At 64.3% G+C, this 25,059-nt stretch carries 21 protein-coding genes and 1 pseudogene; 5 read left to right on the top strand and 17 right to left on the bottom strand.

Annotated features, from left to right (window positions below; genetic code table 11):
• Positions 1–44: 44 nt before the first annotated feature.
• Together B9Z01_RS13130 and B9Z01_RS13125 are read right to left on the bottom strand one after the other, a co-directional pair.
• On the bottom strand, positions 45–3,173 hold the full coding sequence (locus B9Z01_RS13130; protein ID WP_085483616.1) for a sensor domain-containing protein: 3,129 nt from the start codon (positions 3,171–3,173) through the stop codon (positions 45–47).
• Between the two features lie 281 nt (positions 3,174–3,454).
• Entirely contained in the window at positions 3,455–3,931 is a 477-nt protein-coding gene (locus tag B9Z01_RS13125; protein ID WP_085483614.1) for a nitrate reductase associated protein, read from the bottom strand.
• A gap of 158 nt (positions 3,932–4,089) precedes the next feature.
• Here B9Z01_RS13125 and fdhD point away from each other — a divergent pair, with 158 nt between their 5' ends.
• Complete coding sequence (fdhD, locus tag B9Z01_RS13120; protein WP_244196010.1) at positions 4,090–5,064, top strand: formate dehydrogenase accessory sulfurtransferase FdhD; 975 nt, start codon at positions 4,090–4,092, stop codon at positions 5,062–5,064.
• Between the two features lie 127 nt (positions 5,065–5,191).
• Here fdhD and B9Z01_RS13115 read toward each other — a convergent pair whose 3' ends face one another.
• The 9 genes from B9Z01_RS13115 to B9Z01_RS13075 all read right to left on the bottom strand — a co-directional run bounded on the left by B9Z01_RS13115 (position 5,192) and on the right by B9Z01_RS13075 (position 14,490).
• Positions 5,192–6,400 carry an ABC transporter substrate-binding protein gene (locus B9Z01_RS13115; protein WP_085483612.1) on the bottom strand — a complete coding sequence of 403 codons (1,209 nt, stop codon included), beginning with the start codon at positions 6,398–6,400 and terminating at the stop codon, positions 5,192–5,194.
• A 26-nt stretch (positions 6,401–6,426) separates the two neighbouring features.
• Entirely contained in the window at positions 6,427–7,227 is an 801-nt protein-coding gene (locus B9Z01_RS13110; protein WP_085483610.1) for a GntR family transcriptional regulator, read from the bottom strand.
• Between the two features lie 39 nt (positions 7,228–7,266).
• A complete protein-coding gene (locus tag B9Z01_RS13105; RefSeq protein WP_085483608.1) occupies positions 7,267–9,405 on the bottom strand; it encodes an acetate--CoA ligase family protein in 2,139 nt (712 codons plus the stop codon).
• Positions 9,406–9,436: 31 nt separating this feature from the next.
• Complete coding sequence (locus tag B9Z01_RS13100) at positions 9,437–10,198, bottom strand: enoyl-CoA hydratase/isomerase family protein (RefSeq protein ID WP_085483606.1); 762 nt, start codon at positions 10,196–10,198, stop codon at positions 9,437–9,439.
• Between the two features lie 4 nt (positions 10,199–10,202).
• The gene (locus B9Z01_RS13095; RefSeq protein WP_085483605.1) at positions 10,203–10,925 is read right to left on the bottom strand and encodes an ABC transporter ATP-binding protein; all 723 of its coding nucleotides are present in this window, start codon (positions 10,923–10,925) and stop codon (positions 10,203–10,205) included.
• A complete protein-coding gene (locus tag B9Z01_RS13090) occupies positions 10,922–11,680 on the bottom strand; it encodes an ABC transporter ATP-binding protein (RefSeq protein ID WP_085483603.1) in 759 nt (252 codons plus the stop codon). The genes B9Z01_RS13095 and B9Z01_RS13090 overlap by 4 nt, the downstream gene beginning before the upstream one ends.
• Positions 11,677–12,699, bottom strand: a complete 1,023-nt coding sequence (locus tag B9Z01_RS13085) for a branched-chain amino acid ABC transporter permease (protein ID WP_085483601.1) — start codon at positions 12,697–12,699, stop codon at positions 11,677–11,679. The genes B9Z01_RS13090 and B9Z01_RS13085 overlap by 4 nt, the downstream gene beginning before the upstream one ends.
• A gap of 49 nt (positions 12,700–12,748) precedes the next feature.
• A complete protein-coding gene (locus B9Z01_RS13080) occupies positions 12,749–13,618 on the bottom strand; it encodes a branched-chain amino acid ABC transporter permease (RefSeq protein ID WP_208625982.1) in 870 nt (289 codons plus the stop codon).
• A gap of 266 nt (positions 13,619–13,884) precedes the next feature.
• On the bottom strand, positions 13,885–14,490 hold the full coding sequence (locus B9Z01_RS13075; RefSeq protein WP_085484735.1) for a TetR/AcrR family transcriptional regulator: 606 nt from the start codon (positions 14,488–14,490) through the stop codon (positions 13,885–13,887).
• Between the two features lie 132 nt (positions 14,491–14,622).
• Between B9Z01_RS13075 and B9Z01_RS13070 the strand changes: the two genes are divergently transcribed.
• Together B9Z01_RS13070 and B9Z01_RS13065 are read left to right on the top strand one after the other, a co-directional pair.
• Positions 14,623–15,438: an enoyl-CoA hydratase/isomerase family protein gene (locus B9Z01_RS13070; protein WP_085483599.1), complete on the top strand. Its 816-nt coding sequence runs from the start codon at positions 14,623–14,625 to the stop codon at positions 15,436–15,438.
• Positions 15,439–15,474: 36 nt separating this feature from the next.
• A complete protein-coding gene (locus tag B9Z01_RS13065) occupies positions 15,475–16,470 on the top strand; it encodes an MDR family oxidoreductase (protein WP_085483597.1) in 996 nt (331 codons plus the stop codon).
• A gap of 110 nt (positions 16,471–16,580) precedes the next feature.
• Here B9Z01_RS13065 and B9Z01_RS13060 read toward each other — a convergent pair whose 3' ends face one another.
• Positions 16,581–16,961, bottom strand: a complete 381-nt coding sequence (locus tag B9Z01_RS13060; RefSeq protein WP_420814665.1) for an ATP-binding cassette domain-containing protein — start codon at positions 16,959–16,961, stop codon at positions 16,581–16,583.
• Between B9Z01_RS13060 and B9Z01_RS13055 the strand changes: the two genes are divergently transcribed.
• Both B9Z01_RS13055 and B9Z01_RS36905 read left to right on the top strand, forming a co-directional pair.
• Positions 16,961–17,407: an IclR family transcriptional regulator gene (locus tag B9Z01_RS13055; RefSeq protein ID WP_167387470.1), complete on the top strand. Its 447-nt coding sequence runs from the start codon at positions 16,961–16,963 to the stop codon at positions 17,405–17,407. The genes B9Z01_RS13060 and B9Z01_RS13055 overlap by 1 nt on opposite strands.
• Before the next feature lie 3 nt (positions 17,408–17,410).
• Positions 17,411–17,522 (top strand): annotated as a pseudogene (locus B9Z01_RS36905) (IS110 family transposase); the annotation flags it as partial.
• A gap of 31 nt (positions 17,523–17,553) precedes the next feature.
• Here B9Z01_RS36905 and B9Z01_RS13050 read toward each other — a convergent pair.
• The 5 genes from B9Z01_RS13050 to B9Z01_RS13030 form a co-directional block, all read right to left on the bottom strand.
• Complete coding sequence (locus B9Z01_RS13050) at positions 17,554–18,324, bottom strand: enoyl-CoA hydratase (RefSeq protein WP_085483593.1); 771 nt, start codon at positions 18,322–18,324, stop codon at positions 17,554–17,556.
• Between the two features lie 142 nt (positions 18,325–18,466).
• The gene (locus B9Z01_RS13045; protein ID WP_085483591.1) at positions 18,467–19,666 is read right to left on the bottom strand and encodes an acetyl-CoA C-acyltransferase; all 1,200 of its coding nucleotides are present in this window, start codon (positions 19,664–19,666) and stop codon (positions 18,467–18,469) included.
• A 131-nt stretch (positions 19,667–19,797) separates the two neighbouring features.
• Positions 19,798–22,233, bottom strand: coding sequence for a 3-hydroxyacyl-CoA dehydrogenase/enoyl-CoA hydratase family protein (locus B9Z01_RS13040; RefSeq protein WP_085483589.1), 2,436 nt, complete (start codon positions 22,231–22,233; stop codon positions 19,798–19,800).
• Positions 22,234–22,414: 181 nt separating this feature from the next.
• Positions 22,415–24,202 (bottom strand): acyl-CoA dehydrogenase C-terminal domain-containing protein, encoded by a 1,788-nt coding sequence (locus B9Z01_RS13035; RefSeq protein WP_085483587.1) that lies wholly within the window; start codon positions 24,200–24,202, stop codon positions 22,415–22,417.
• A 95-nt stretch (positions 24,203–24,297) separates the two neighbouring features.
• Complete coding sequence (locus B9Z01_RS13030; RefSeq protein WP_085483585.1) at positions 24,298–24,897, bottom strand: TetR/AcrR family transcriptional regulator; 600 nt, start codon at positions 24,895–24,897, stop codon at positions 24,298–24,300.
• Between the last annotated feature and the right edge of the window lie 162 nt (positions 24,898–25,059).

The raw sequence follows: 25,059 nt of genomic DNA, 5'->3' as shown, positions 1-25,059 counted from the left end.
CGAAGCGGCACGACGCGCGGCGCCCCGCTTCGCATGCCCTCACCTCAAGCCGTCTCCAGCTCCTTCACGAGCCCACCGTGCAGCAGCTCGGAAATCGCGTCCGTCGACAGCGGCTTCGCAAAGTAATAGCCCTGCATCTCGTCGCACTCGCGCTCCCTCAGGAAATCGAGTTGCGCCGACGTCTCCACGCCCTCGGCAATCACCTGCAGCTTCAGTGAATGCGCGAGCGCGATGATCGCCGACGTGATCGTTTCGTCATCGCCCGACACACCGATGTCCGACACGAACGAGCGGTCGATCTTCAGCCGGTCCACCGGGAAGCGCCTCAGATAGCTGAGGCTCGAATAGCCGGTGCCGAAATCGTCGATTGCAAGGCCGATGCCGAGCGCGTGCAGTTCGTTGAGCATCGACACCGCCTCTTCGGCGTTGCGCATGATCGTGCTCTCGGTCAATTCGAGTTCGAGATACTTCGGCTCGAGCCCGGTCTCGGCGAGCACCTGCGTGACGAGCTTCGCGATATCGCGCTGCTGGAACACGCGCGCCGACAGATTCACCGAGACGCGCGCGGGCGGCAGGCCCTGATCCTGCCACGTCTTGTTCTGGCGGCACGCTTCGCGCAGCACCCACTCCGACAACGGGCCGATCAACCCGCTCTCCTCCGCGAGCGGAATGAACGACGACGGCGGCACGAGCCCGACACCCGGGTCCTGCCAGCGCACCAGCGCCTCGATGCCGACGATCTGTCCGCTGCCGATATCGACCTGCGGCTGATAATGCAGCAGGAACTCGTTGTCGCGCAGCGCGTGACGCAGACGGCGTTCGAGGTTCAGACGCGCGCCCGCGCTCGCGTTCATCTCCGGCTGATAGAACTGGAACGTGTTGCGGCCCATGTCCTTCGCGCGATACATCGCGACATCGGCTTTCTTCATCAGCGTTTCGGCATCGTCGCCGTCTTGCGGGAACAGGCTCGCACCCATGCTGCAGCCGACGTACAGTTCGTTGCCGTCGAGCCAGACCGGCTCCGCGATCGACGAGCGCACGCGCTCCATCCACGCGATCAGCGATTTTTCGTCGACGGTGTCGGTCATCACGATCACGAACTCGTCGCCGCCGTGCCGCGCGATCGTGTCGCTCGTGCGCGAGCAGCGCGTGAGCCGCTCGGCGACCACGCCGAGCAGCCGGTCGCCGACGCCATGCCCGAGGCTGTCGTTGACGTTCTTGAAGCCGTCCAGATCGAGGAACACGACCGCCACGCCGGAGTGATGCCGCCGTGCGAGAACGAGCGCATGCTCGAGCCGGTCGCGCAGCAGGTTGCGGTTCGGCAAGCGCGTGAGGCTGTCGTAATTGGCCTGATATTCGAGCTGCTCCTGATAGCGGATCAGCTCGGTCACGTCGTTGATCACGCCGATATGATGCGTAATCACGCCTTGCGCATCCGGCACCGGCGCGATGAACAACTGATTCCAGAACAGCGCGCCGTCCTTGCGATAGTTGCGCACCACCGCGCTCACCTCGCGATTCGCCGCGAGCGCCTGGCGGATCAGCGCGACGCCTTCCTGGTCGCGGTCGTCGCGTTGCAGCACGCGGCAGTCGTGGCCGATCACCTCGGCGGGATCGTAGCCGGTGATGCGCATGAACGCCGGATTCACGTATTCGATCAGGTTGCCCGACGGCGACGGCGCTGTGATCAGGATCGCGTTGACGCTCGCATCGAGCGCGCGGCTTTGCAGCCGCAGCGCGAGATCGGCGCGCTTGCGCTCGGTCACGTCCATGTACGAACCAAGCACGCCGATCACGCGGCCGTCGCCGTCGGTAAACGGCTGCTTGCTCGCGACCCGCGTGCGGCACTCGCCGTCGATCACGAGCTCGACCTCGAAGTTCATCTTCGGCAAGCCGGTGCTCACTACTTCGCGATCGAAGCCGGTCATCATGTCGGCGAACTCGGCCCAGGGCAGATCGGCGTCGCGCTTGCCGACCACCTGCTCGGGATACGCGAGCCCCGCGTCGCGCGCGAACGCCATGTTGCAGCCGAGATAGCGCGAGTCGAGATCCTTCCAGAAAATACGCTGCGGAATGTTGTCGATCACGGCCTCGAGCATCTGGTTCGAGCGCTGCGCTTCGGCTTCGGCGTTGATCTGATCGGTGACGTCGTCGGCGAGCACGAAAAACGCGTCGCAGCCCATGAAGTTCAGCGCGTGATACGACACGTCGGCGCTGATGATCGTGCCGTCCTTGCGCCGGTGACGCCAGATGCCCGCCATCGTACGGCGTTGCCGGACCGCGTTGCTGCGCGCGAGATGCGTCTCGAGGCGCGCGACCTCGGATTGCGCGCGGATCGCGCGAATCGTCATGTTGAGAAACTCGCTTTCCGAGTAGCCGTATTGCTGGATCGCGGCCGCGTTGACGGCGAGAAAGCGCAGCGTCTCGCGATCGAAGATGTACATCGGCACCGCGTGATCGTCGAACAGGCTGCGAAAGCGCTCCTCGTTGCGCACGAGCGCGCGGGCGCTGCGCAGTTTTTCGCGCGCACTGTTCTCGCGCGCGCCGAACGTCATGATGAGCAGCGTGCTGCCGGCAAACATCGTCACGATCAGCACGAACATCGCGCGCTCGCTGTCGCTCGCCGACGCCGCAAGCGACTTCTGCAACGAGCGGTCTTCCTCGGCGCGCAGCGCGGCGAGCGCCGCTTGCACACGGTTGAGCGCGGGCCCAAGACGCGTACGCACCGAAGCCGCCGCTTCGCCCGATGCGCCCGACGCGCCGGGCGCTCCGGGCGCGGCGCTCGCGCTTTTCTGCTGCGCGGCGTCGAGGTCGCGTTGCAGCGCGCGACTGTCCACGGAGAGCTGGGCCAGCTCGCCGGTCATGCGCGGCTCGCTCGCCAGTTCGTCGTGCAGCGTGCGCTCCAGGCCGGCGAGCTTCGAGGTCGTCGCGGCGGCCGTGTCGAGCGGCGCCGGCTGGCCGCGCGCTTCGGAGCGGCTGAGTGCGGCCAGCGCGTTGTCGAGCGTCGCCCGGTATGCGTCGAGTTGCTGGCGCACGTTGGTCGAGCGCAACATGCGCGCGTCGACGTCGCTCTGTCCGAGGATCTGCGTGTAAGCGACGAGCGCGTTCGCACCGACCGCGACGACGACAACCGCTATGTTGATCAGCAGCCGCTTCGATAAGAAAGAAGTCATGGGTTCCGAACGTCAATCGTTCCGAGGGCGGAAGCGCGTTCGCTTTCGGTGCGTCGGGCTGCATCGATGCGAGTCTTCTTTTTACGCGCCAACCTTTGGATATCGGCAGAGTCCGGAAGCGGGTTGAGGGTACGAACGAAAAAAATTGGCGCAGCGGTGACGGCGAAAGACGTTGGGAGCCGGTTGTGGCATGCGGCCCGATCAAAGCAGACGCATTCGACCGCGCTCAGCCGGTGCGTCTCGTCGGAGAGCGGCGCGTGGGGGGCTGCATCTGGCCGGCTCTAGCCGGCCGCGCCAAACTCCTTCATTGCCGGGGCGAAGTCGTGGTTCGCTTCCGGCTTGCGCGACAGTTTGGCGAGCACGTAGCGCTTGAACGGATCCAGTTCGGCCCAGCGCGCGACGCTCGGCGCGGCGAGGCCGGCGAGCCCTGCCTGAAGCGCGACGCCTTCGGGCACGCGGTCCGTGCTGCGCCAGGCGGGCGCCGCCTCGGGCGTGAACCACTCCGGCTCGACGTTCGCGTGTGTGCGCAGCATTTCGAACAGCGCGTGATCGAAATTCGGTTCGATTTGCGTGTCTTCGTCGACCGGAAAACGCGCGAGCAGCTTGCGGTCTTCGAGCGGCAGTTGCTGCCATTGATCGAGCGATATGCGCAGCCCGAAACGGTCGAGATTGAAGCGCACCGACATCGGGATATAGGTGAAATTCTCCGAGGACGCGACTTCGAAGTTAAACAGAAGCGGTGCTTCGTTGAGCCCCATGACAATGCTCCTTCTCGATGACGGACAGCGTGCGGGCGTCGCTTGGGGTATTTTAGAACCTTATTCGCGCGACAGCGGTCCGCGCGCCGGGTGCTGCCAGGCACCCGGCAATGCGGGCGGACGCCTGGGCGCGCGGCATCGTACAGGAGCGAAGCAGCTTGAACGGACAGGAAAACGAGCAGGAAAGTGGGCACGACAGCGGGCGGAAAAGCGCTCAGCCGGACGGCGAGCGAGACGGCCGGCTGAGCGGGCAGACGGGTGCCCGGCAAGGCGGTGAAGGCGGCGCCCACGGCGGCCTCGACCACGACGGGGCCGAGCAACCCGGCGCGGTTGAGCGCGAAGTGCGCCGGCATCGCGGCGCGCAGGTCGAAACCGTCATCGATCACGTCGGCCAGGAATGGCCGGTCGCGCTCGTCTTCAACGGCATTTCGCACGCGGTGATGATGTGCACGCCGCGCGACCTCGAAGCGTTCGCGGTCGGCTTCGCGATTTCGGAGGGCATCGTCGAGCGTGGCAGCGACATTCAGGATATCGAAGTCGAATGGCACGACCACGGCGAACTGCCGCATGCCGAGGTGCAACTCCAGGTGGTACAGCAGGCGTTCGTCGCGCTGAAGGAAAAGCGCCGCGCGCTCGCCGGGCGAACCGGCTGCGGCGTGTGCGGCATCGAAAGCATCGATCTGCTGGATCTGCAACCGGCGCGCGTGCCCGACACCGGCTTTCTGCAGCGGCTCGCGCCCGATGCGATCGCGCGCGCCGCGCGCGCGTTGCCCGGGCACCAGGCGCTCACGCGCCTGACAGGCGGCCTGCACGCCGCCGCGTGGTGCGATGCGGCAGGCGCGATCCGCTATGCGTTCGAGGATGTCGGCCGCCACAACGCGCTCGACAAGCTGATCGGCCAGCTCGTGCTCGATCGGGCGGATACGCGCGATGGCTTCGTGTTTCTGTCGAGCCGCGCGAGCTACGAGCTCGTGCGCAAGGCCGCGCGCGTCGACGTGCCGATGCTCGCGACGATTTCCGCGCCGTCGTCGCTCGCGATCGCGATTGCACGCCAGGCGGGCGTGCGGCTCGTCAGCTTCTGCCGCGAAAGCAGCTACGTCGATTACGACACGTGGCAGCCGCAACAGCCCTGAGCGGTTGAAGCGGGGTTAGCGTGCTGCCTGAACGGTTCACGAACGTGAAGACGCTACACGGGCAACGCGCCTGCCATCACCGGAATCGACACCGTGCCGGCGCGCGGACCTGCCGTTCGTTCCAGCGTCAAAGCCCTTTGCAGCCGGTCTCGTTGAGCGGCACCTTGACCATGTCCCACGGCAGTTGCTGGATCACGTGCCAGCCGACCTTGGCCCCGCCGGGCGCGTCCTTGAGTGGCGCGGACTCGGCCATGTAGGTGCCGACCGTGCCCTGGTGGTCGGCCTTGCGGATCGCGAGCTTACCGATGACCGTGTCCACCGAGCTCTTCTCGATCGACGCGATCAGGTCGTCCGGCGACAGCGACGGCGCCGCCTCCATTGCCGTGAGCACCAACTGCATGCCCGCGTACGCCTGAATCGCCTGCGGTCCCGGAACGGTGTGATAAGCCGCCGTGTAAGCCTTCACGAACGACGCCATCTTCGGGTCCTTGTCCTGCGTCGTCCACGAGGCAAACAGACCGCCGGTGACGAGCGGCGGCGTATCGGTGCCGAGCGCTTCGAGCATCGAGTCAGGCATACCGAGCGGCGGCAGCATGAACTGCTTGAGACCATAGCTGCGCGCCTGCCTCAGGAATGCTGGCATGTCGTCACCGACCGCGAGCGCGAGGTAGATCGCGTCGGCGCCGCTGTTCTGGATCTCGGAGATGGTACTGGACCAGTCCGCGGTGCCCATCGAGCGACCCGCCTCGCCGACCACCTTGACGCCCGGAATCTTTTCGAACTGTTCCTTGTTGCTGCGTCCCCAGACGAAGTCGTGATACACCACGAACCATTTTTTCTGCGCGAGTTCAGGCCGCTTCTGGAGCAGGATCCGCGTGCCGTTGGCGACCATGGCGTCGTTCGGATTGGTGCGGAAGATGAAGCGGCTGCATTGCGCGCCGGTCGTCTGTACCGCTTGCGAATTCGTACTGACGATCGGCACGTTGAGCCGCGCGGCCTGCGCGGCCAGCCCGAGCACCACGGCGCTGCTCGTGCCGCCCACAAGAACTTTCGCGCGGTCCTGAATCACCAGCTTCTGCGCCTTCATCAGGCCGGTCGCCGCATTGCCCTGATCGTCTTCGACCACCAGCCGTATCGGCGTGCCCTTGATGTTGGGATGCTCCTTGACCGCGATCCGATAGCCGCGTTCCATGTCCACGCCAAGCGGCGCGAGCGCGCCCGTCGACGACACAAATACACCGACCGTGATGTCGTCAGCAGCGCTGCCGAGCACGGGCCACCCCAGCGCGCACGCGAGTGCGCCAGTCAGCCAGTAACGTCCCTTCGATCGTTTCATGTCGTCTCCTTTTTGTCCGCTATCGATTAGCGGCGTGCCTGTTTGCGCTCCTGAACGGGCGTCTGTGTGGGCTTTTTCCGGGACCGCCTGGTACCCTCGGCCCCGCCTGCCTGCGGCGAGCCTTCGAAATCGGTCTCCGCGAGCCTCAGATCTTTCTCGTACACCGCTATGATCCAGCGACGCGCGGTCGCATCGGCCGCAGTCACATCGCCGCGCTCGATCTGGGCGAGCACCGCTTCCCAGTCGGCGATCCAGGCGCCGCGGTTGCGCTCGTCGAGCATCACCTTGCGCGTGACGGGCAGCGTCAGCCGCAGCAGCGACGACAGAAACTTGTACGCGTATTCGTTGCGCCCCGCCTCCACCACCTGTCGGTTCAGCGCGTACCAGAGCGGCATGTACGTTTCGACGTCGGCCCCGACGTTCGCTTTCAGCGCTTCGGTGCTGGCACGCAAACGGCCGAACAGCGCGATGTCGCATTGCTGGGCGAGATCCGCGGCAATCAGTCCGTACAGCACCGCGCGCACCTCGAATACCGCCTTCATCTTTTCCGGCGTAATCACCGCGACGGTCGCGCCACGTCGAGGCTGGATCGTTACCAGTCCTTCGACCTCGAGCAGTTGCAACGCGTCGCGAATCGGCCCGCGGCTGACCTTGTAGGTTTCCGCAAGGGTTGTCTCGACCAGTTGCTGACCCTGCGCATACACGCCTTTGATGATGTCCGCCGCGAGGCTGTCGGCGATCTGCTCGGCCAGCATCAACGTGATCTTCGGGCGATCTCCGTAGTCGGGCATGTAGTAATCGTGTCGGAGACGGGTCCGGTGGGGCATGGGGCATTCCTCTCGTTCGCAGATTCCGGGCCGGGCGTCTCAGTCGGATCTGGCCGACAGCGTGAAGAGCTTCTGAAGCGCTCGCACCGCCCGGGTGGTCGACGAGAATACCGCAATCCCCTTCGGCAGCAGCTCCGCGCGTTTGCGCCGCACGAAGTCCTCCTGGGTCTGATCGCCGGTCGAGCGTAGCGCGACGACCACTTTCGGGCCGGTCGGCTTCGCGCTGGCGATGCTCGCGCAAATCGACTCGAGTTCCTTCAGCCCGCTCGCCTCGTCGTCCGAAAAATCCATGATCGAGCCCATCTCGACATAGACGACCACCACGTCGAGCGCCGGATCCTGTTTCAACTGGTCGATGATCTCGCCGAAGATGTGCCGCTCGCCGTCCTTCAAGCCCCAGACGGGAATGTCGATCGGATTCGCGATGCTGGTGCCAGGCACGCCGAAGCGCCTCAATTTCCCGGCGTTCGCCGTCGAGAACGCTGGAACCTGCAGGCCAGCGCGCGCCGCGACGTCGCTGCATGTGACGCTGACGCCGCCGCCCGAGCCGAATACGCCCAGACGCGGCCCCGGCAGGCTGCCATGCGCGCTATGAATCAGGAACGCGTCCATCAGCTCGTCGACACTATCGACCTGCAACACGCCAGCCTGCCGGAGCGCGGCGCGCCAAAGCGTCTGGTCGGTCGCCAGCGCGGCGGTGTGACTGCCGGCTGCGGCGAGACCCTGCTCTGTCGTACCGCCCTTGAACAGCACGACCGGCTTGCGGATCCGCCGAGCCAGCCGGAAGAAGAGTCCCGGATCGCGAATCGATTCGCTGTAGAAGCCGATGAGCGTCGTGTCCGGATCGGACTCGCAAAACAGCAGGAAGTCGATCAGATCAAGGTCGGCGCAGTTGCCGCACGACAGCACGCGCGCAACCGGCACGCCCTGCACCTGCGCGCGGCGCACCACGTCGCCGGCGAACGTGCCGCTTTGCGAGATGAACGTGATGCCGCGCTTTTCCGTTGGACAGTAGCGCGCGGCGCCAAGCGCCATCCGGCTCGTCGCGCTGAACGTGCCGATGCAGTTCGGCCCGACCATCCGCATGCCGCCATCGGCGAGCACGCCGGCGATCTCGCGTTCGAGCCGCTCGCCCGTCGCCGCGTCTTCGGCGGCCGACCACTCGGAGAAGCCGGCGGTCAATACCTGGACGACCTTGACGCCCTTACGCTGGCATTCGCGAAGCGCTTGCGGCACCTGCGCCGCGCCGAGCGCGATGTACGCGCGATCGACCGGGCCCGGTACATCGCTGATCGTCGGATAGGCCGGCAGATCGCAGATCGTCGCGGCTTTGGGATGGATCGGATAAATGCGCCCTTCAAAGCCGTAATCCAGCAGGTTGCGGATGCTGCGATAGCCAAGCTTGCTGCTGACCGTCGATGCGCCGATGAAGGCAATCGACTCGGGATCGAACAGTGCGCGGCCGTCGCCGAGTCTCGCCCGGCGCGCGTTACCCGCCCGCGCGACCTGCTCGTCCGACAGCACGCGCGCGGACAACGCGGGATCGAGCGGCATCACGACCGCATCCACCGCAACGCAGCCGTTCGCTCCGACCACCACTGGATTGATGTCGAGGTCGCCGGTTTCACCGCGCATGAGCAGCCCGTCGCCGCCGGCGATCGCCAGCAGACATTTGAGCAACGCCGCGCGGCCATCCGTGTCGAGCGCCTGGCGTTGCGGCGCAAACGCCTCGTCGATCAGCGCTTGCGCGGCGCGCGAATCGAGCGGCGCAAGCGCGGCAGCGGGAGCCTCCCGCTGCTCGACGCCGGTGCCGCCGTGGCCGAGCAGGACGATTGCGCCATAGTCGCGATCGACTCGCGCGCCGATGAACACTTCGAGCCCTTCGGGAACACGCTCCTCGACCAGCACGCCCTCGATCCGCGCATTTGGCGACGACGCATGGCATGCGGAAACGATCGCGTCGAATGCCCGTTCGACCTCGGCCAGCGGCACGCCAACCCGCACGCCGCCAGCCGCCGCCTTGTGCACGATGTCCGGCGACACGACCTTCAGCACGGCGGGCGCCGAAAGCGCGGCGGCGGCTCGCCGCGCCTCAGCGGCCGTGGTGGCCAGTACGGGTTCGGTTGTGGCGATGCCGCAAGCGCGCAACAGAGCTTTCGATTCGATCTCGTTTTTCATGGACGATAGGATTGGGTTCGGGCAGACGGAATTATTGGAAATTCGGTGCGCGCTTTTCGAGGAACGCCCGGACTCCTTCGACGGCGTCCGGCGCCTGCTGCAATTCGGCGCTCATGCGCCATTCGTGATCGCCGGCGGCGGCAGCCCCGTCGCTCAGCAGCAGTTCGAGCCCCGCCTTCACTTCGCGCACGACCCCCGTCGACTGGCGCGTGATTCCGGCCGCCATATCGAGCGCCGCATCGAGCGCGCCGCCGGGCTCGACGAGACGATTCGCAAAGCCGACGCGATACGCTTCATCGGCATGCATGTCGCGGCACGTCACGAGCAGTTCATGCGCGATCGCATGTGGCATCAGCGCCGGCAGACGGCTCAACTGGCCGCCGATCGGCAGCAATCCGATGCGGGCGCCCGGCGCCGCAAAACGCGCATTCGACGCGCACACGCGGAAGTCGCAATTCAGCGCCAGGATGAAGCCGGCGGCGAGCGAGAAGCCGTTGATCGCCGCGATCGTCGGCGTGCGCATCCGTGCGGGCAGCAGAAACGGCTCATTCAGCGAAGGATCGGACGCGTGCTCCTGATGCGCGAGCATTTCGTTGAGGTCGTGTCCGCTAGAAAACGCGACGTCGCCTGTGCCGGTAATCACCACGCACTTCACCACAGGGTCGCGCTCCGCTGCTTCGAGGTGAGCGCCGAGCGCCTGCGTCATGCCATACGTGAACGCATTGCGTTTGGCCGGATTGTCGATCGTCAGCACGAGCGTGCCGTCATGCATCGCATGGTCGATTGAAGGCATCAGGTCATTCCACCGTAAGTCGCTTTTCGAGGGCCGCGGGTTCGGCGAGCACGCGCTCGCGCGGCTCGCTGTAGACGATGTGCCCGCTCTCGATCACCTGGAAGTGATCGCCGACGGCGGTCGCCAGCGCGAGGCTCTGCTCCACCAGCAGCACACCGAAGCCGCGCGCTCGCATCTCGACGATGGCGTCGTGGATCGCCTCCACGTAATTCGGCGCGAGCCCTTCGGTCGGTTCGTCGAGCAGGATATAGCGCGGGTTCGCCACCATTGCGCGAGCGACCACCAGCATCTGCTGCTCGCCGCCGCTCAGCGTCCCCGCGAGCTGGTCCATCCGCTCGGCCAGACGCGGAAAGAGCCGCGTCGCGTCGTCAATCGTGAAAGCTGCCACGTCGTCGGACGGGCGTTGCCGCGCGACCTCGAGGTTCTCGCGCACGCTCAGTCCGGAGAACACCTTCCGGTCTTCCGGCACCAGCGTGACGCCGGCGCGCGCGCGTCGATGCGTCGGGCCGTTCAGCGGCCGGCCGTCGCAGACAATCTGTCCTTCCTGCCGGTCGACCAGGCCAAGAATGGCTCGCAGCGTGGTGGTCTTGCCCATGCCGTTCAGTCCGAGCAGACAACCGACTTCGCCGCGCCGCACGCACATCGACACTCCGTGCAGGATCCGGCTGCTGCCATAAGACGCCGTTACGTCGTTGAGCTTCAACTCGCGGCTCGCACTCTCGCTCATGACGCAAAACTCCCGTGCAGATAAGCGCTTTTCACGGCGGCGCTGTCGCGGATCACGCAAGGCGGCCCCTCGGCGATCACCTTGCCGTTCTGCATCACGGTAATCACGTCGGACAGCGACATCACCATGCCGACGTCGTGCTCGACCAGCACGACAGTGAGCCCCAATTCGTCGCGCAGCTTGACGATAAGCTCGCCGATGCCGTGCCGGTCGCCCTTCGACATGCCGGCGAGCGGTTCGTCCATCAGGATCAGGCGAGGCTTCAGCGCAAGGCCGATCGCGACGTCGAGCGCGCGTTGCGAGCCGTGCGCGAGCGCCTTCGCGCGAAGGCCGGCCTTTTCGGCCAGACCGACACTGCGCAGGCATTGATGTGCTTCTTCGCGAACTGCGGCATCTGTCGCGCGCGAGAGGCGCACGCTATAGTTCAGGCCCCGGTGCGAGCGGATCGCGAGCGCGACGTTCTCGCACAGGCTGAGCTCGAGAAACACGCTGGTGCGCTGGAACGTGCGCACGATGCCGCGTCGCGCGAGGCGTTCGGGCGTCCAGCCGGTCACGTCGCTGTCGTCGAACAGGACAGTGCCGGACGCGGGCGGAATCGCGCCGGTAATGAGGTTGAAAAGCGTGGTCTTGCCCGCGCCGTTCGGGCCGAGGATCGAGTGGATGGTGCGTTGCCCGACATTGAGCGACACGTCGCGCACGGCATGCAGGCCGCCAAAATGGCGGCACAACGCATGGGTTTGCAGCAGCGCGCTCATCGGTCGACCTCCGTGCCGCTGCGCGCCAACAGCTTCGCACGCAGCGGCTCGAACAGTCCATACAGTCCTCCGGGCGCGACGATCACGACGATCACGAACAGCGCGCCGAAATACACCATCCATGCATCCGTAAAGCTGCTGATCGCGTTCTCGGCGAATGTGAAGACGATCGCGCCGAGCGCGGGACCCACCACGCTCCCCACCCCGCCGAGCACCACGTACATCAGGATCTTGCCGCTCTGGAACCAGCCCAGCACTTCCGGCGTGACGGCGCCGTTGAACAGCACGAACAGAGCGCCGGTCAGACTTGCGAGTGTCGCCGAAACCGCATAGGCGATCAGCTTCAGACGGAACACATCCATACCGATGAAGCGCGCCCGCTGCGCGTTATCGCGAAGCCCGAGCCATGCCCTGCCGAGCGGCGTGCTGCGCAGGTACAGCACGCCCGCGATCATTGCCAGCAGAACACCGAGCAGCAGCCAATACCAGGTGTTTTGCCCGGCCAGCGTAATGCCGAATAGCGTCGGCGCTGGCACGCCTTGCAAACCGTCCTCACCGCCCGTCGTACTGCCGGCAACGAACACCAGCGAATACAGCACCTGGCTGAACGCGAGCGTGAGGATCGCAAAGGTCTTGCCAACCTGGCGCAGAAAGATCGCGCCAACGATCAACGCGAAGATCAGCGTCGGCAACGCGGTCATGACCAGCACCAACAGTAGATCAGCCGTCAGGCTGCGGGCGAGCAGACCAGCCACGTACGCGCCGAAGCCGAACCACGCCGCATGTCCGAACGACAGCAGGCCCGTGTTGCCGGTGAGCATGTCGAGGCTCACCGCAAGCATCGCCGCGATAAACGCGTGCGAGAACATCACGATCGTGAACGGCTGGTCGGCTAGCAGCAGCGGCAGCAGCACGGCGACGGCAACCAGTACTAGCGCGACGGTGGAAAGCACATTGGCGCGGCGGGGTTGCAGCGGCGAGACCTGCAGCAACGTCTTCGAGTCGATCTCTTTCTTCATGGCGTGCGCTCGTGGGAAATGATGTGATCGAACCAGTGGATAGACGGCGTCATTCAGTTCGCCCTTCGCCGAACAGTCCGCGCGGCCAGCGCACGAGCATCGCCATGACCAGGATGAACAGCACCATCAGCGCCGCTTGTCCGCCGGTATAGGCCTCGCCGAACACGACGATCATGCCGACGAGATACGCCGACACAACCGCGCCGCGAAAGCTGCCGAGACCACCAACGATGACCACCATGAATGACAGAATCAGCATCTTGTCGCCCACGGTTGCATACGCGTTGAAGATTGGCGCAGACGCGACGCCCGCGACACCGACGAGAGCCGCGCTGACGCCGACGACGGAATGCATCAGCACGTTGCGATCGATACCGAGACATGCGGCCATTTCACTGTCGTCGTTGGCGGCTCGCACGCGCAGTCCCCAGCGCGTGTTGCGCAGCACCATCATCAGCGCCAACGCGAGCGCAATCGCCAGCAGCGACGCAAACAGCCGGTATACCGGCAACGACACTCCGCCTGCGTGAACCGTGCCCGCCAGCACGGGCGGCGGCACCAGAGCCTGAATGCTGCGCCCGCCGAACTCGTACAGCAGACCGGTGATCAGCATCGCCAGACCAAAGGTGAGCAGCAAACCATCCATCATCGGGCGATTGCGGATCCGCGCGAACAGAGCCCAGTCGATCGCCACGCCGGCCGCGCCGACGAGTATCGCCGTCAGCGGCAGCAGCCCCCACAGGGATAAACCGCGCGTCGCGAGCCAGGCGCCGGCCATCGCGCCGACGCTGAACAACGCGCCGTGGGCAAAGTTGATGACCCGGCCGACGCCATAGATCAGCGTAAGGCCCAGACTGGATAGCAGCAGGATCGATCCGAATACGAAACCGTTCAGCACGAGCGACAAGAAAAGCACCACACGCCTCCTGTCTGATTGTTAACAATTAACTGTTGCCCATCATGTGGAAACAGAATCTTGCTGAAAAGTCGGACTTCTACTGATAGGGTTCGTGCGGGTGCGTTACGTAGGACTGCATTGCGTTGCAGTGCAATGACAATGCGCAGGACTCTTGAATAAGCGAGCCGTGCGATGCGGCGGCCGGAGCTGGAGCTTCGTATGTGACGAAGCTATCGGCGAGACGAGAGGAGAAAGACGAAGCAGGAAAGACGCCGGCAATGCGGGCGCTACAACCTCGCCTTGACGTGCGCGAGAAACGCCGAGCTCACGTTATCGAGCGGCTCGCGGGATTTTTCGAGTTTCGCGCATAGCACGGCGCCTTCCCAGGCGCTCCAGAAGTAACGCGCGAGCGCTTTCGTATCGGTACCCTGACCGACCTCGCCACATTGCTTGCCTTCGTCGAGACATAGCTGCAAACGCGTTTGCCAGCCTTGCAGCACTTTGGAAAGGACTTTCCGGTAGGTCTCGTCAAGCGCCGCAAGTTCCTGGCCGAGATTGCCGATCAAACAGCCCCGCCGATACTTGTGACGGCGCATTCCCGCGGCCGCATCATCGGTGAACGCCTTGATGCGCCCGAGCGGCGAAAGATCCGTATCGCCAAAATGCGACTCGAGTTTTTTCTGGAAATAGTTGTCGTACGCGTCGATCACCTCGAGGCAGTACGCATCCTTGTTCGCAAAGTAGTAGTGGAACGACCCTTTCGGCACATCAGCGAGCGCGACGAGTTCGTCGATCGAGAAATTGTGAAAGCCCTTTTCGGTGAGAATTGCGACGCCGTAACGAATCAACTCCGCACGCCGCTCGTTGCCCTTCCTGATCGATGCCGTTGTCATCGTTGCCATCCTCGTGCGGTGCCGACCGCGGTTCGGTAGTTTCCCGTACCAACTCTAAGTTTTACTAGACGACCAGTCAACTAGCGTTTATAAGTTTCAACCTGGCCGATCGTCTAGTTCGCGAGGATTTTCATGACCGACTTCAACACGTTGCGCTACGAGGTCAACGCTCCGATTGCCGTGGTGACGCTGAACCGCCCCGAACGACTCAATGCATTAGGCAAGCAATCACTGCTCGATATCAATGCCGCCCTCGATCGCGCGGAAGCTGATGAAACGGTGCGCGCGATCGTCGTCACCGGCGCGGGAAAAGCATTTTCCTCGGGCTTCGATCTGAAGGAGCAAATGGACGCGCGCCCCGAGGGAGAGGCGATCTGGCGTGAGATTCTCGATCGCGACTTCAAGACGACGATGCGTTTCTGGGACTGTCCGAAGCCAACCATCGCGGCAGTGCACGGCGCGTGCCTCGCTGGCGCGTTCGAGATCGCACTCGCCTGTGACATGACCATTGCCGCGCAGTCGGCAATCTTCGGCGAGCCCGAGCTCAAGTTCGGCGCCGGCATCGTGACGATGCTGCTGCCCTGGATGGCCAATCCGAAGCAGGCGAAGGAGATCATCCTGAGCGGCCTCGACCGGATCACCGCCGTGCGCGCGCACGAATTCGGCTTCGTCAACCGCGTGGTCCCGGAAGGCGAACATCTGAACGAGGCGCTACGAATCGCCCACACGCTGAGCGTGATCGACCCATCGCTGGTCCAGTCGACCAAACGCGCGATCAATCACAGCTTTGAAGTGCGCGGAATGAAGGAATCGCTGCAACACAGCCTCGACATCGATCACGCGATCGAGTCCGCGGTCTGCCCCGACAAGACTGCGTTCATGGAAGTGGCGCGCGCGCAGGGCATGCGCGAAGCGATCCGCTGGCGCGATCGCCGCTTTGCCGACTGATCGCACATCCGCATTCGACTTACGGAGAACTTTTCGATGTCCGAAACGACCTTTAAAGCCCTGCTGCTTCGCGAGGAAGACCGGAAAACGCTCGCCGCCGTCGAGACGCTGAAGCTCGACGCGTTACCGGCCGAGGACACTCTGGTCAAAATCGACTACTCCACGCTCAACTACAAGGATGCGCTCGCGATCACCGGCAAAGGCAAAATCGTCAGATCGTGGCCGCTGGTGCCGGGCATCGACTTTTCCGGCGAAATCGTCGAGACAACGAACGCGAGCCTGAAGCCGGGCCAGAAAGTGGTGTTGACGGGCTGGGGCGTCGGCGAAAAATACTGGGGAGGCTACAGCCAGTTTCAGCGCGTCCGTGGCGCCTGGCTGGTCCCGTTACCTGACTCGCTCACGACGCGTCAGGCAATGATGATCGGCACTGCCGGCATCACCGCGATGCTGTGCGTGGACGCACTCGAGGCCGCCGGCATCAATCCGGGAAGCGGACCTGTCCTCGTGACAGGCGCCTCTGGCGGCGTCGGCAGTACCGCGGTGGCGATCCTTGCGCATCTCGGCTATGACGTGACCGCGCTGACCCGCAGCGCCGCAAAGCACGACTTTGTGAAGGGGCTTGGAGCCCGCGCGTTCGCGGACGATCCATCGTGGGCCGAAGCGCCGCGTGCACTCGAAGGCCAGAAGTGGGCGGCCGCAATCGACACGGTCGGCTCCAGGGTGCTGGCGCGCGTGCTTGCGGAAATGAACTACAACGGTGTGGTTGCTGCTTGCGGGCTGGCCGGCGGAGCGGATCTGCCAACCACCGTCATGCCGTTCATCCTGCGCGGCGTCAAGCTTCTGGGCGTGGATTCGGTCATGCTGCCGTACGAGCAACGCGTGCGCGCATGGCGCAGGATCGCCACGGATCTTCCGATGCCCATGCTCGAGCAGATCAACACACGTACGGTCAGGCTTCCAGAAGTCGTGGCGGCCGCAAACGCGCTGCTCACCGGGCAACTACGCGGCCGGGTGCTCGTTGACGTGAACTAGAACGAAACGTTGGCGGGCTTTTCGTCACACTGAGCCAATCCTCCGACGCACGGCATGCGTCAAAGGATCGCAAGGGATCGCGACGTCTGCGGTGAATCACGCTTTGGCAGTCAGTTCAAAACAGGCACGCTGTCTATCAGCATCCGCGTGTATGGCTGCTGGGGCGCCTTGAATAACGATTCGGTATCGTTGATCTCGCATAGCCGTCCGCCCTGCATCACCGCCACGCGGTCGGCCATCTGATAGACCGTAGCGAGGTTGTGCGAGATCAGCATGTACGTGAGGCCGAGTTGATCCTGCAGATCACTCAGAAGATTGAGCACACGCGCCTGCACCGATACGTCCAGAGCGGAAGTCGGTTCGTCGCAGATCAGGAACTCGGGCTCGCTCGCCAGCGCACGCGCGATCGCAATGCGCTGCCGTTGCCCGCCGGAGAAACATTGCAGATGATCGATCTCCACGAGCGGAGCGGGACACCCTGACGCACTCATTGCACCTTCTCCTGTGTGGCCGGCGAGCCGATATCGGCGCATGCGCTTGCATCGTCACGACGGTCGGCAGTCACGCGCCGTCACACTGCTCCGCGATGGGCAAGGCGATCGTCGCGTACAACCCCGAGTTCGAACGCGCCGTGCTCGGTTCACCGCTCAAGCGGAGCACCGCCGATACGATCGTCGATCCGGAAGCGCTGCGCGATGACTTCGCGCGCACGCGCGAGCGCGGCTACTCGCTCAGCATCGGCGAATTCTCGAACGATATGGTGGGCATTGCGTCGCCTGTCTACGATCGTTCGGGCGTGGCGACGTTCGGCATCGGCATGTGGGCGCCGGCTACGCTGATGACCGAAAGCCGCATCAAGGAAATCGCACCGAAACTGGTGCTGACCGCGAAGGCCATTTCAGCCGAATTGGGGCACTTCGTTCGCTTGGGAAGCTGACCCGGAAAGCCTCCCAAGGTCGCGCTGGTCGCTTGCATACGCAAGCTGCTCCCCACGCTCAACGCCGTGGTCAGAACCAACACGCCCTGGGGATAACCCGCTTCATTGCGCTTGACCCGGTAGGCGGTCACTCAAGTCATTCCCGCTCAATCGAACTGCCGGAAATCCGGCTTGCGCTTCTCGAAGAACGCCTTGAACGCCTCGCGCGCTTCGGGTGCGAGCAGCATCTTGCCGAAATGCACGGCTTCCTCGCTTATCTGCGTTTGCAGTTCCTGGTGGCTTGCGCGCTTCATCAGACTCTTCGTCACGCGCAACGACGACGCGGGCAGCGCCGCCAGCTTCGCCGCCTGCGATGCCGCGAACGCGTCGACCTCGGCCGCAGGCAGCACGCGATTCACGAAGCCCATGCGCTGCGCTTCCGCTGCGTCGAACGCTTCGCCGAGCAGCAGTTTTTCCGCCGCAGCCTGATAGCCGCTCACGCGCTGCAACAGCAGGCTCGACGCCGCCTCCGGACACAGCCCGAGCTGCGTGAACGGCAGCGAGAAGCTCGCGGTGTCGGCCGCGTAGACGAGATCGCAATGCAGCAGCATCGTCGTGCCGACGCCCACCGCCGGCCCCGCGACCGAAGCCACCAGCGGCTTTTCCGCCGAGCTGATCGCGCGCAGGAACTGGAACACCGGCGCGTTCTCGCCGACTGGCGGCGTCTTCATGAAATCTTCGAGATCGTTGCCGGCGCTGAAAATGCCCGCGCTGCCGCGAATCAGGATCGCGCGCACCGACGCGTCACGCTGTGCTTCGGCAAGCGCGTCGGCCATCGCCTGATACATCGCGGCCGTGATCGCGTTTTTTCTGCCGGGCCGGTTCAGTGCAATCGTCAGCACCGCGTCGGCGCGCTCGACCAGAATATCCGTCGTCATCCCATTCATCTCCTTTCGCTCCTGCTGAATGTAAAAACGGCTCGCAAGCCGAGCGGCCTGCGAACCGTTGCATGGTCCCTCGCGAATGCCACGGGTCAGCTCGCTCACCCGAAAACCACCGCGAGGATCATGGCGAACCTGCTTACAGGCGCTCGATGATGCCCGCCGCGCCCATGCCGGTGCCGACACACATCGTCACCATGCCGTACTTGTAGTTGCGGCGGCGCAGGCCGTGCACCACGGTCGACGCCCGAATCGCGCCCGTCGCGCCGAGCGGGTGGCCGAGCGCGATCGCGCCGCCGAGCGGATTGATCTTCGCCGTATCGAGACCGAGATCCTGGATCACCGCGAGCGACTGCGCGGCGAACGCTTCGTTCAGCTCGATCCAGTCGAGGTCGTCCTGCTTCAGGCCCGCGGCCTTCAGCGCGGCCGGAATCGCTTCCTTCGGACCAATGCCCATGATTTCCGGCGGCACGCCGCGCACCGCGAAGCTCACGAAGCGCGCGAGCGGCGTCAGGTTGAACTGCTTGAGGATTTTCTCCGACACGACGATCAACGCGCCCGCGCCGTCCGAGGTCTGCGAGCTGTTGCCGGCCGTCACCGAGCCCTTGTTCGCGAACACGGCGCGCAGTTTCGCAAGGCCTTCCATCGACGTGTCGGCGCGCGGACCTTCGTCGAGCGAGACCTCGCGCGTCTTCACGCTGATCTCGCCGGTCGCGAGATCGGGCACGCGCTCGGCGACCATGTACGCGGCGATTTCGTCGTTGAATTCGCCGGCCTGTTGCGCGGCGATCGCGCGGCGATGCGATTCGACTGAGAACGCGTCCTGCGCTTCGCGGCTGATCTTCCAGCGCTCGGCGACCTTCTCCGCGGTCAGGCCCATGCCGTACGCGATGCCGACGTCTTCGTTGCGATCGAAGATATGCGGCGACAGCGACGGCTTGTTGCCCATCATCGGCACCATGCTCATCGATTCGCAGCCGCCCGCGATCATCGCGTCCGATTCGCCGACGCGGATGCGGTCGGCGGCCATCGCGAGCGCGGTCAGACCCGACGCGCAGAAGCGGTTCACCGTAACGCCGCCGACCGTGTTCGGCAGGCCCGCGAGCAGCGCGCCGATACGCGCGACGTTGAGGCCCTGCTCCGCTTCAGGAATCGCGCAGCCGACGATCGCGTCTTCGATCACGCTGGTGTCGAGGCCGGGCACCTGCGCCACAGCCGATTTGATCGCGTGGACGAGCAGTTCGTCCGGGCGCGTGTTGCGGAACACACCACGCGGCGCCTTGCCGATCGGCGTGCGGCTCGCGGCGACGATGTATGCGTCTTGCAATTGCTTTGCCATTTCGAGTTCCTCTCTGTCGACCAGAGTTAGCGCTTTAGCGCTTACTCTGGTCCCATGCAACTTGTTGCGGTCGACCAGAGTTAGCGCTTTAACGCTTACTCTGGTCCCATGCACATTGTGCGAATCGCCGCTTAGTTACGCACCGGCTTGCCGGTCTGCAGCATGCCCATGATCCGTTCCTGCGTCTTTTGCGTGCCGAGCAGATCGACGAACGCACGACGCTCGAGTTGCAGCAGCCATTCTTCGTCGACGAGGCTGCCCGCTTCCACGTCGCCGCCGCACACCGCTTCCGCGATGCGGCTCGCGATCAGGAAATCGTGCTCGCTGATGAAGCGGCCGTCGCGCATGTTGACGAGCGAGGCCTTGATCGTCGAGATCGCCGAGCGGCCCGCCACCGGCACCTGCGCCGCGCGCAACGGCGCACGGTAGCCCGCTGCGGCGAGCGCGCGCGCTTCCTTCTTCGCGACGTCGAGCAGTTCGAACACGTTGAAGACGATCGTGTCGGACGGCTTCAGATAACCCATCGCGCGGGCGTCGAGCGCCGAGGCCGAGACCTTCGCCATCGCCGCGTTCTCGAACGACTTCTGCAGGAACTTCAGCAGATCGTTCGTCGCGCCGACCTGGCTTGCCGCTTCGGCCGCGCGCAGCGCCGCTTCCTTCAAGCCGCCGCCCGCGGGCACGAGACCCACGCCGACCTCGACGAGACCCATATAGCTCTCGATGTGCGCGACACGCTTCGCGCTATGCAGCGCAAGCTCGCAGCCGCCGCCGAGCGCGATGCCCGAGATCGCCGCGATCACCGGCACGTTCGCGTACTTCACGCGCAGCATGCCCTGCTGGAAGTTCTTCACGAACGGCTCGATACCCTTCGCGCCGCCCATCATGAACGCGGGCAACGCTTCTTCGAGATTCGCGCCCGCGGAGAACGGACCGCCCGGTGTGCCGAGCTTCAGCGAGGTCGGCTGCCACACCACCAGCCCCTTGTAGTCTTTTTCCGCCAGCTCGATTGCTTGTGTCAGACCGTCGATCACCGCCGGTCCGATCGTGTTCATCTTGCTCTTGAACGACACGATCAGCACGTCGTCCTCGCCCGCGCGATCGTCGACCCATGCGCGCACCGCGTCGGTCTCGAACAGCGTCTTGCCGTAGGTCTTCGGATCGGCGCCGGTTTCGCCGACGAGCGGCGCGCGGAACACCTGCTTGCGATACACGTCGAGCGACGAACGCGGCACGAACGTCTTCGTGGCCGGCGACCATGAGCCCTCGCCGGTATGCACACCGCCCTTCCCGGCAACCGGGCCTTCGAGCACCCACGACGGCAGCGGCACGTTCGCGAGCGCCTTGCCCGCCGCGATGTCTTCCTGCACCCACCCGGCGACCTGCTGCCAGCCGGCCGTCTGCCAGCCTTCGAACGGGCCTTCGTTCCAGCCGAAGCCCCAGCGGATCGCGAGGTCGACGTCGCGCGCGTTGTCGGCGATCGACTCCAGATGCACGGCGATGTAGTGATACACGTCGCGGAAGATCGCCCACAGGAACTGCGCCTGCGGGTGCTGCGTTTCGCGCAGCAGCTTCAGACGCTCGGCGGGCGGACGCTTGAGAATGCGGCCGACGATTTCATCCGCCTTCCCGCCGCCATCGACGTACTCGCCCGTCTTCGGATCGAGCACCTTGATCGCCTTGCCTTCCTTCCGGTAAAAGCCGCCGCCCGTCTTCTGACCGAGCGCGCCCTTCTTCACGAGTTCGGCGAGCACGGCGGGCGTTTCGTAGACCGGGAAGAACGCATCATCGGGCAACGTGTCCTGCATCGTCTTGATGACGTGCGCCATCGTGTCGAGACCGACCACGTCGGCGGTACGGAACGTCGCCGACTTCGCGCGGCCGAGGCGCGCGCCGGTCAGGTCATCCACTTCATCGAAACGCAGGCCGAACTTCCCGGCTTCGGCAATCACCGCGAGGATCGAGAAAATGCCGACGCGGTTCGCGATGAAGTTCGGCGTGTCTTTCGCGCGCACGACGCCCTTGCCGACCACGCTCGTCAGGAACGTTTCGAGCTGATCGAGAATTTCCGGGCGCGTCGTCGCGGTCGGGATCAGCTCGACCAGATGCATGTAGCGCGGCGGATTGAAAAAGTGCACGCCGCAGAAGCGCGCTTTCAGGTCGTCCGCGAAACCTTCGGAGAGCGCGGTGATCGACAGACCCGAGGTGTTGGTCGCGAAGATCGCGTTCGGGCCGATGTGCGGCGCGACCTTTTTGTAGAGGTCGTGCTTCCAGTCCATGCGCTCGGCGATCGCCTCGATCACGACGTCGCACTCGGCAAGCTTCTCGATGTCGTCGTCGTAGTTCGCGGGCTGGATGTATTGCGCGTCGTCCTTCACGCCGAACGGCGCCGGCGACAGCTTCTTCAGATTGTCGATCGCCTTCAGCGCGATCCCGTTTTTCGGGCCTTCCTTTGCGGGCAGGTCGAACAGCAGCACCGGCACCTTGGCGTTGATCAGGTGCGCGGCGATCTGCGCGCCCATCACGCCGGCGCCGAGCACGGCGACCTTGCGAATGATCAGATTGCTCACGTCGTTCCTCCGGGAATTGATGCTGTGTCGCGAAGATTCAGCGGCTCTTCGCGCGATGTTGATTTCGGTGGGTGTCTCGCTGGGTCTATCGCGGGTCTATCGACACATGCCGCGATGCGACCCGAGCGAGGCGTTGCAAATCCGGTATGCGCGAACGCCTCGTCCGTTTTCAGCGTGAGCGTCAGAACAGCGCTTCGTCGACTTCCATCATCGGTTTCGAACCGGCGCGCGCCTGGCGGATCGTCATTGCCGTTTCGGGTAGGAGCTTCGCGAAGTAGAAGCGTGCGGTGGCGAGCTTCGCCTTGTAGAACGGATCGCCCGAAGCCTCTTTGTCCAGCGCGATACGCGCCATGCGCGCCCAGAAGTACGAGAACACCAGGTGGCCGACCGTGCGCAGATACGGCACAGCCGCGGCGCCGACTTCGTCCGGGTTCTGCATCGCCTTCATGCCGATTTCCATCGTGAGCTTCTGCACCTTTTCGCCGATGTCGGCGAGCGGGTTCACGAACTCCTGCATTTCCGGCTTGATGCCCTCGGCTTCGACGAACTCGGCGACGAGCTTGCCGAACTTCTTCATCTTCGCGCCCATGTCGCCGAGCACCTTGCGCCCGAGCAGGTCGAGCGCCTGAATACCGTTGGTGCCTTCGTAGATCATGTTGATGCGCGCATCGCGCACGTACTGCTCCATGCCCCATTCGGCGATGAAACCGTGACCGCCGTAAATCTGCATCGCGTGATTGGTGCCCTCGAACGCGTTGTCCGACAGGAACGCCTTGAGGATCGGCGTGAGCAGCGCGACGAGATCGGCCGCTTCCTTGCGTACCGCTTCGTCGGCGTGCGACAGTTCTTTGTCGATATGGAGCGCCGACCAGTACGAGAACGCGCGCGCGCCTTCGGCGTAGGCCTTCTGCGTGAGCAGCATGCGGCGCACGTCCGGGTGCACGATGATCGGGTCAGCGGCTTTTTCAGGCGCCTTCGGGCCCGTGAGCGAACGCATCTGCAAACGCTCTTTCGCGTACGTGAGCGAGTTCTGAAAAGCGACTTCGGTGAGCCCGAGGCTCTGCATGCCGACGCCGAGACGCGCGGCGTTCATCATCACGAACATCGCGTTCAAGCCTTTGTTCGGCTCGCCGACGAGCCAGCCGCGCGCGTTGTCGAGATTGATCACGCAGGTCGCGTTGCCGTGAATGCCCATCTTGTGTTCGATCGAGCCGCACTTCACGCCGTTGCGCTCGCCGGGCTCGCCCGCTTCGTTCGGAATGAACTTCGGCACGATGAACAGCGAAATACCCTTGGTGCCCTTCGGCGCGTCGGGCAAACGCGCGAGCACGAGGTGAACGATGTTTTCCGCGAGGTCATGCTCGCCGCTCGAGATGAAGATCTTCGTGCCGCTGATCGCGTACGAACCGTCGCCGTTCGGCTCGGCTTTCGTGCGCAGGATACCCAAGTCGGTGCCGCAATGCGGCTCGGTCAGACACATCGTGCCGGTCCAGACGCCCGCGACGAGCTTCGGCAGATAACGCTGCTGCAGCTCGGGCGTGCCGTGCGCATGCAGACACTCGTACGCGCCATGCGACAGGCCCGGATACATCGTCCACGCCTGATTCGCCGAGTTCAGCATTTCATAGAGCGCGTTGTTGACGAACGCGGGCAGCCCCTGGCCGCCGTATTCCGGGTCACAGCCGAGCGCCGGCCAGCCGGCTTCGACGTACTGCTGATACGCTTGCCTGAAGCCCTTCGGCGTGGTCACGACGCCGTCGCCGGCATACGTGCAACCTTCCTGGTCGCCGCTATGATTAAGCGGGAACAGCACTTCGGAGCAGAACTTGCCGGCTTCCTCGAGCACCGCGTTGATCGTGTCGGCATCGAGATCCGCGTGCTTCGGCATGTGCCTGAGTTCGGCTTCGACGTTGAGCACTTCGTGCAACACGAATTGCATGTCGCGCAACGGCGCGGCGTACTGTCCCATGACTCTCTCCAAGTTTGACAAAAAGCCAGGCCGTTGGCTGAGTCCGTGGACGGACCTTCTGCACCGCGCGTTTCCGGTAAGTTCCGGCGACGCCGCTAACGGCTTTCGCTCTGATACGAATTAATCAGTTTTTCCAGCGCGGCCCACGTGAGACGCACCGCATCGGGCAGATGCAGGAAGCGCGCGTCGTGATGCAGACCGAGCGTGACGCTATACAGTTCGAAGAGCATCAGCTGCGGATCGGTATCGGCACGCAGATGCCCTTCGTCCATCGCCTGCGAAATCGCACGCGTGAGCGCCGCGCGCCACATCGTCACGCTCGCCACCAGCTGCTCGCGCACCTGGCTGTCCGCGCGATCGTCGTATTCGACGGCGCCGCTGATGTAGATGCACCCAGTCGTGACTTCCTGAATGCGTTTCTCGATCCAGCGGGAGATCATCGCGCGCAAGCGCGGCAGACCGCGCGGCTCGCGCAGACTCGGGAAAAACACCTCGTCTTCGAAACGACGGTGGTATTCGCGCACGACCTCGACCTGCAAATCCTCGCGCGACCCGAAATGCGCGAACACACCGCTCTTGCTCATCTGCATGCGCTCGGCCAGCAAGCCAATGGTCAGACCTTCCAGTCCGTCACGGCTTGCCAGATCGAGTGCGGCATCGAGAATCGCGGCTCGCGTTTGTTCGCCTTTTCGCATAGCTGTTTTTTACCGTTCTAATGTGGTCGAAATAAAATCGAACGGCCGTACTATTATTGAGTGCTGCCGTCCGCGAAACAAGGACTTTATTAGAAACCGGTTTCTAACCCGGTTCCAATTTTGCGGCTTTCGACAATCAGATCAATCAGATTTTTAGAGGCG

This window comes from Paraburkholderia susongensis (genome assembly GCF_900177725.1).
Taxonomy (GTDB): Bacteria; Pseudomonadota; Gammaproteobacteria; order Burkholderiales; family Burkholderiaceae; genus Paraburkholderia; species Paraburkholderia susongensis.
Note: the sequence above shows the minus strand (reverse complement) of the source record. Positions and strands in the feature narration are given on the sequence as shown.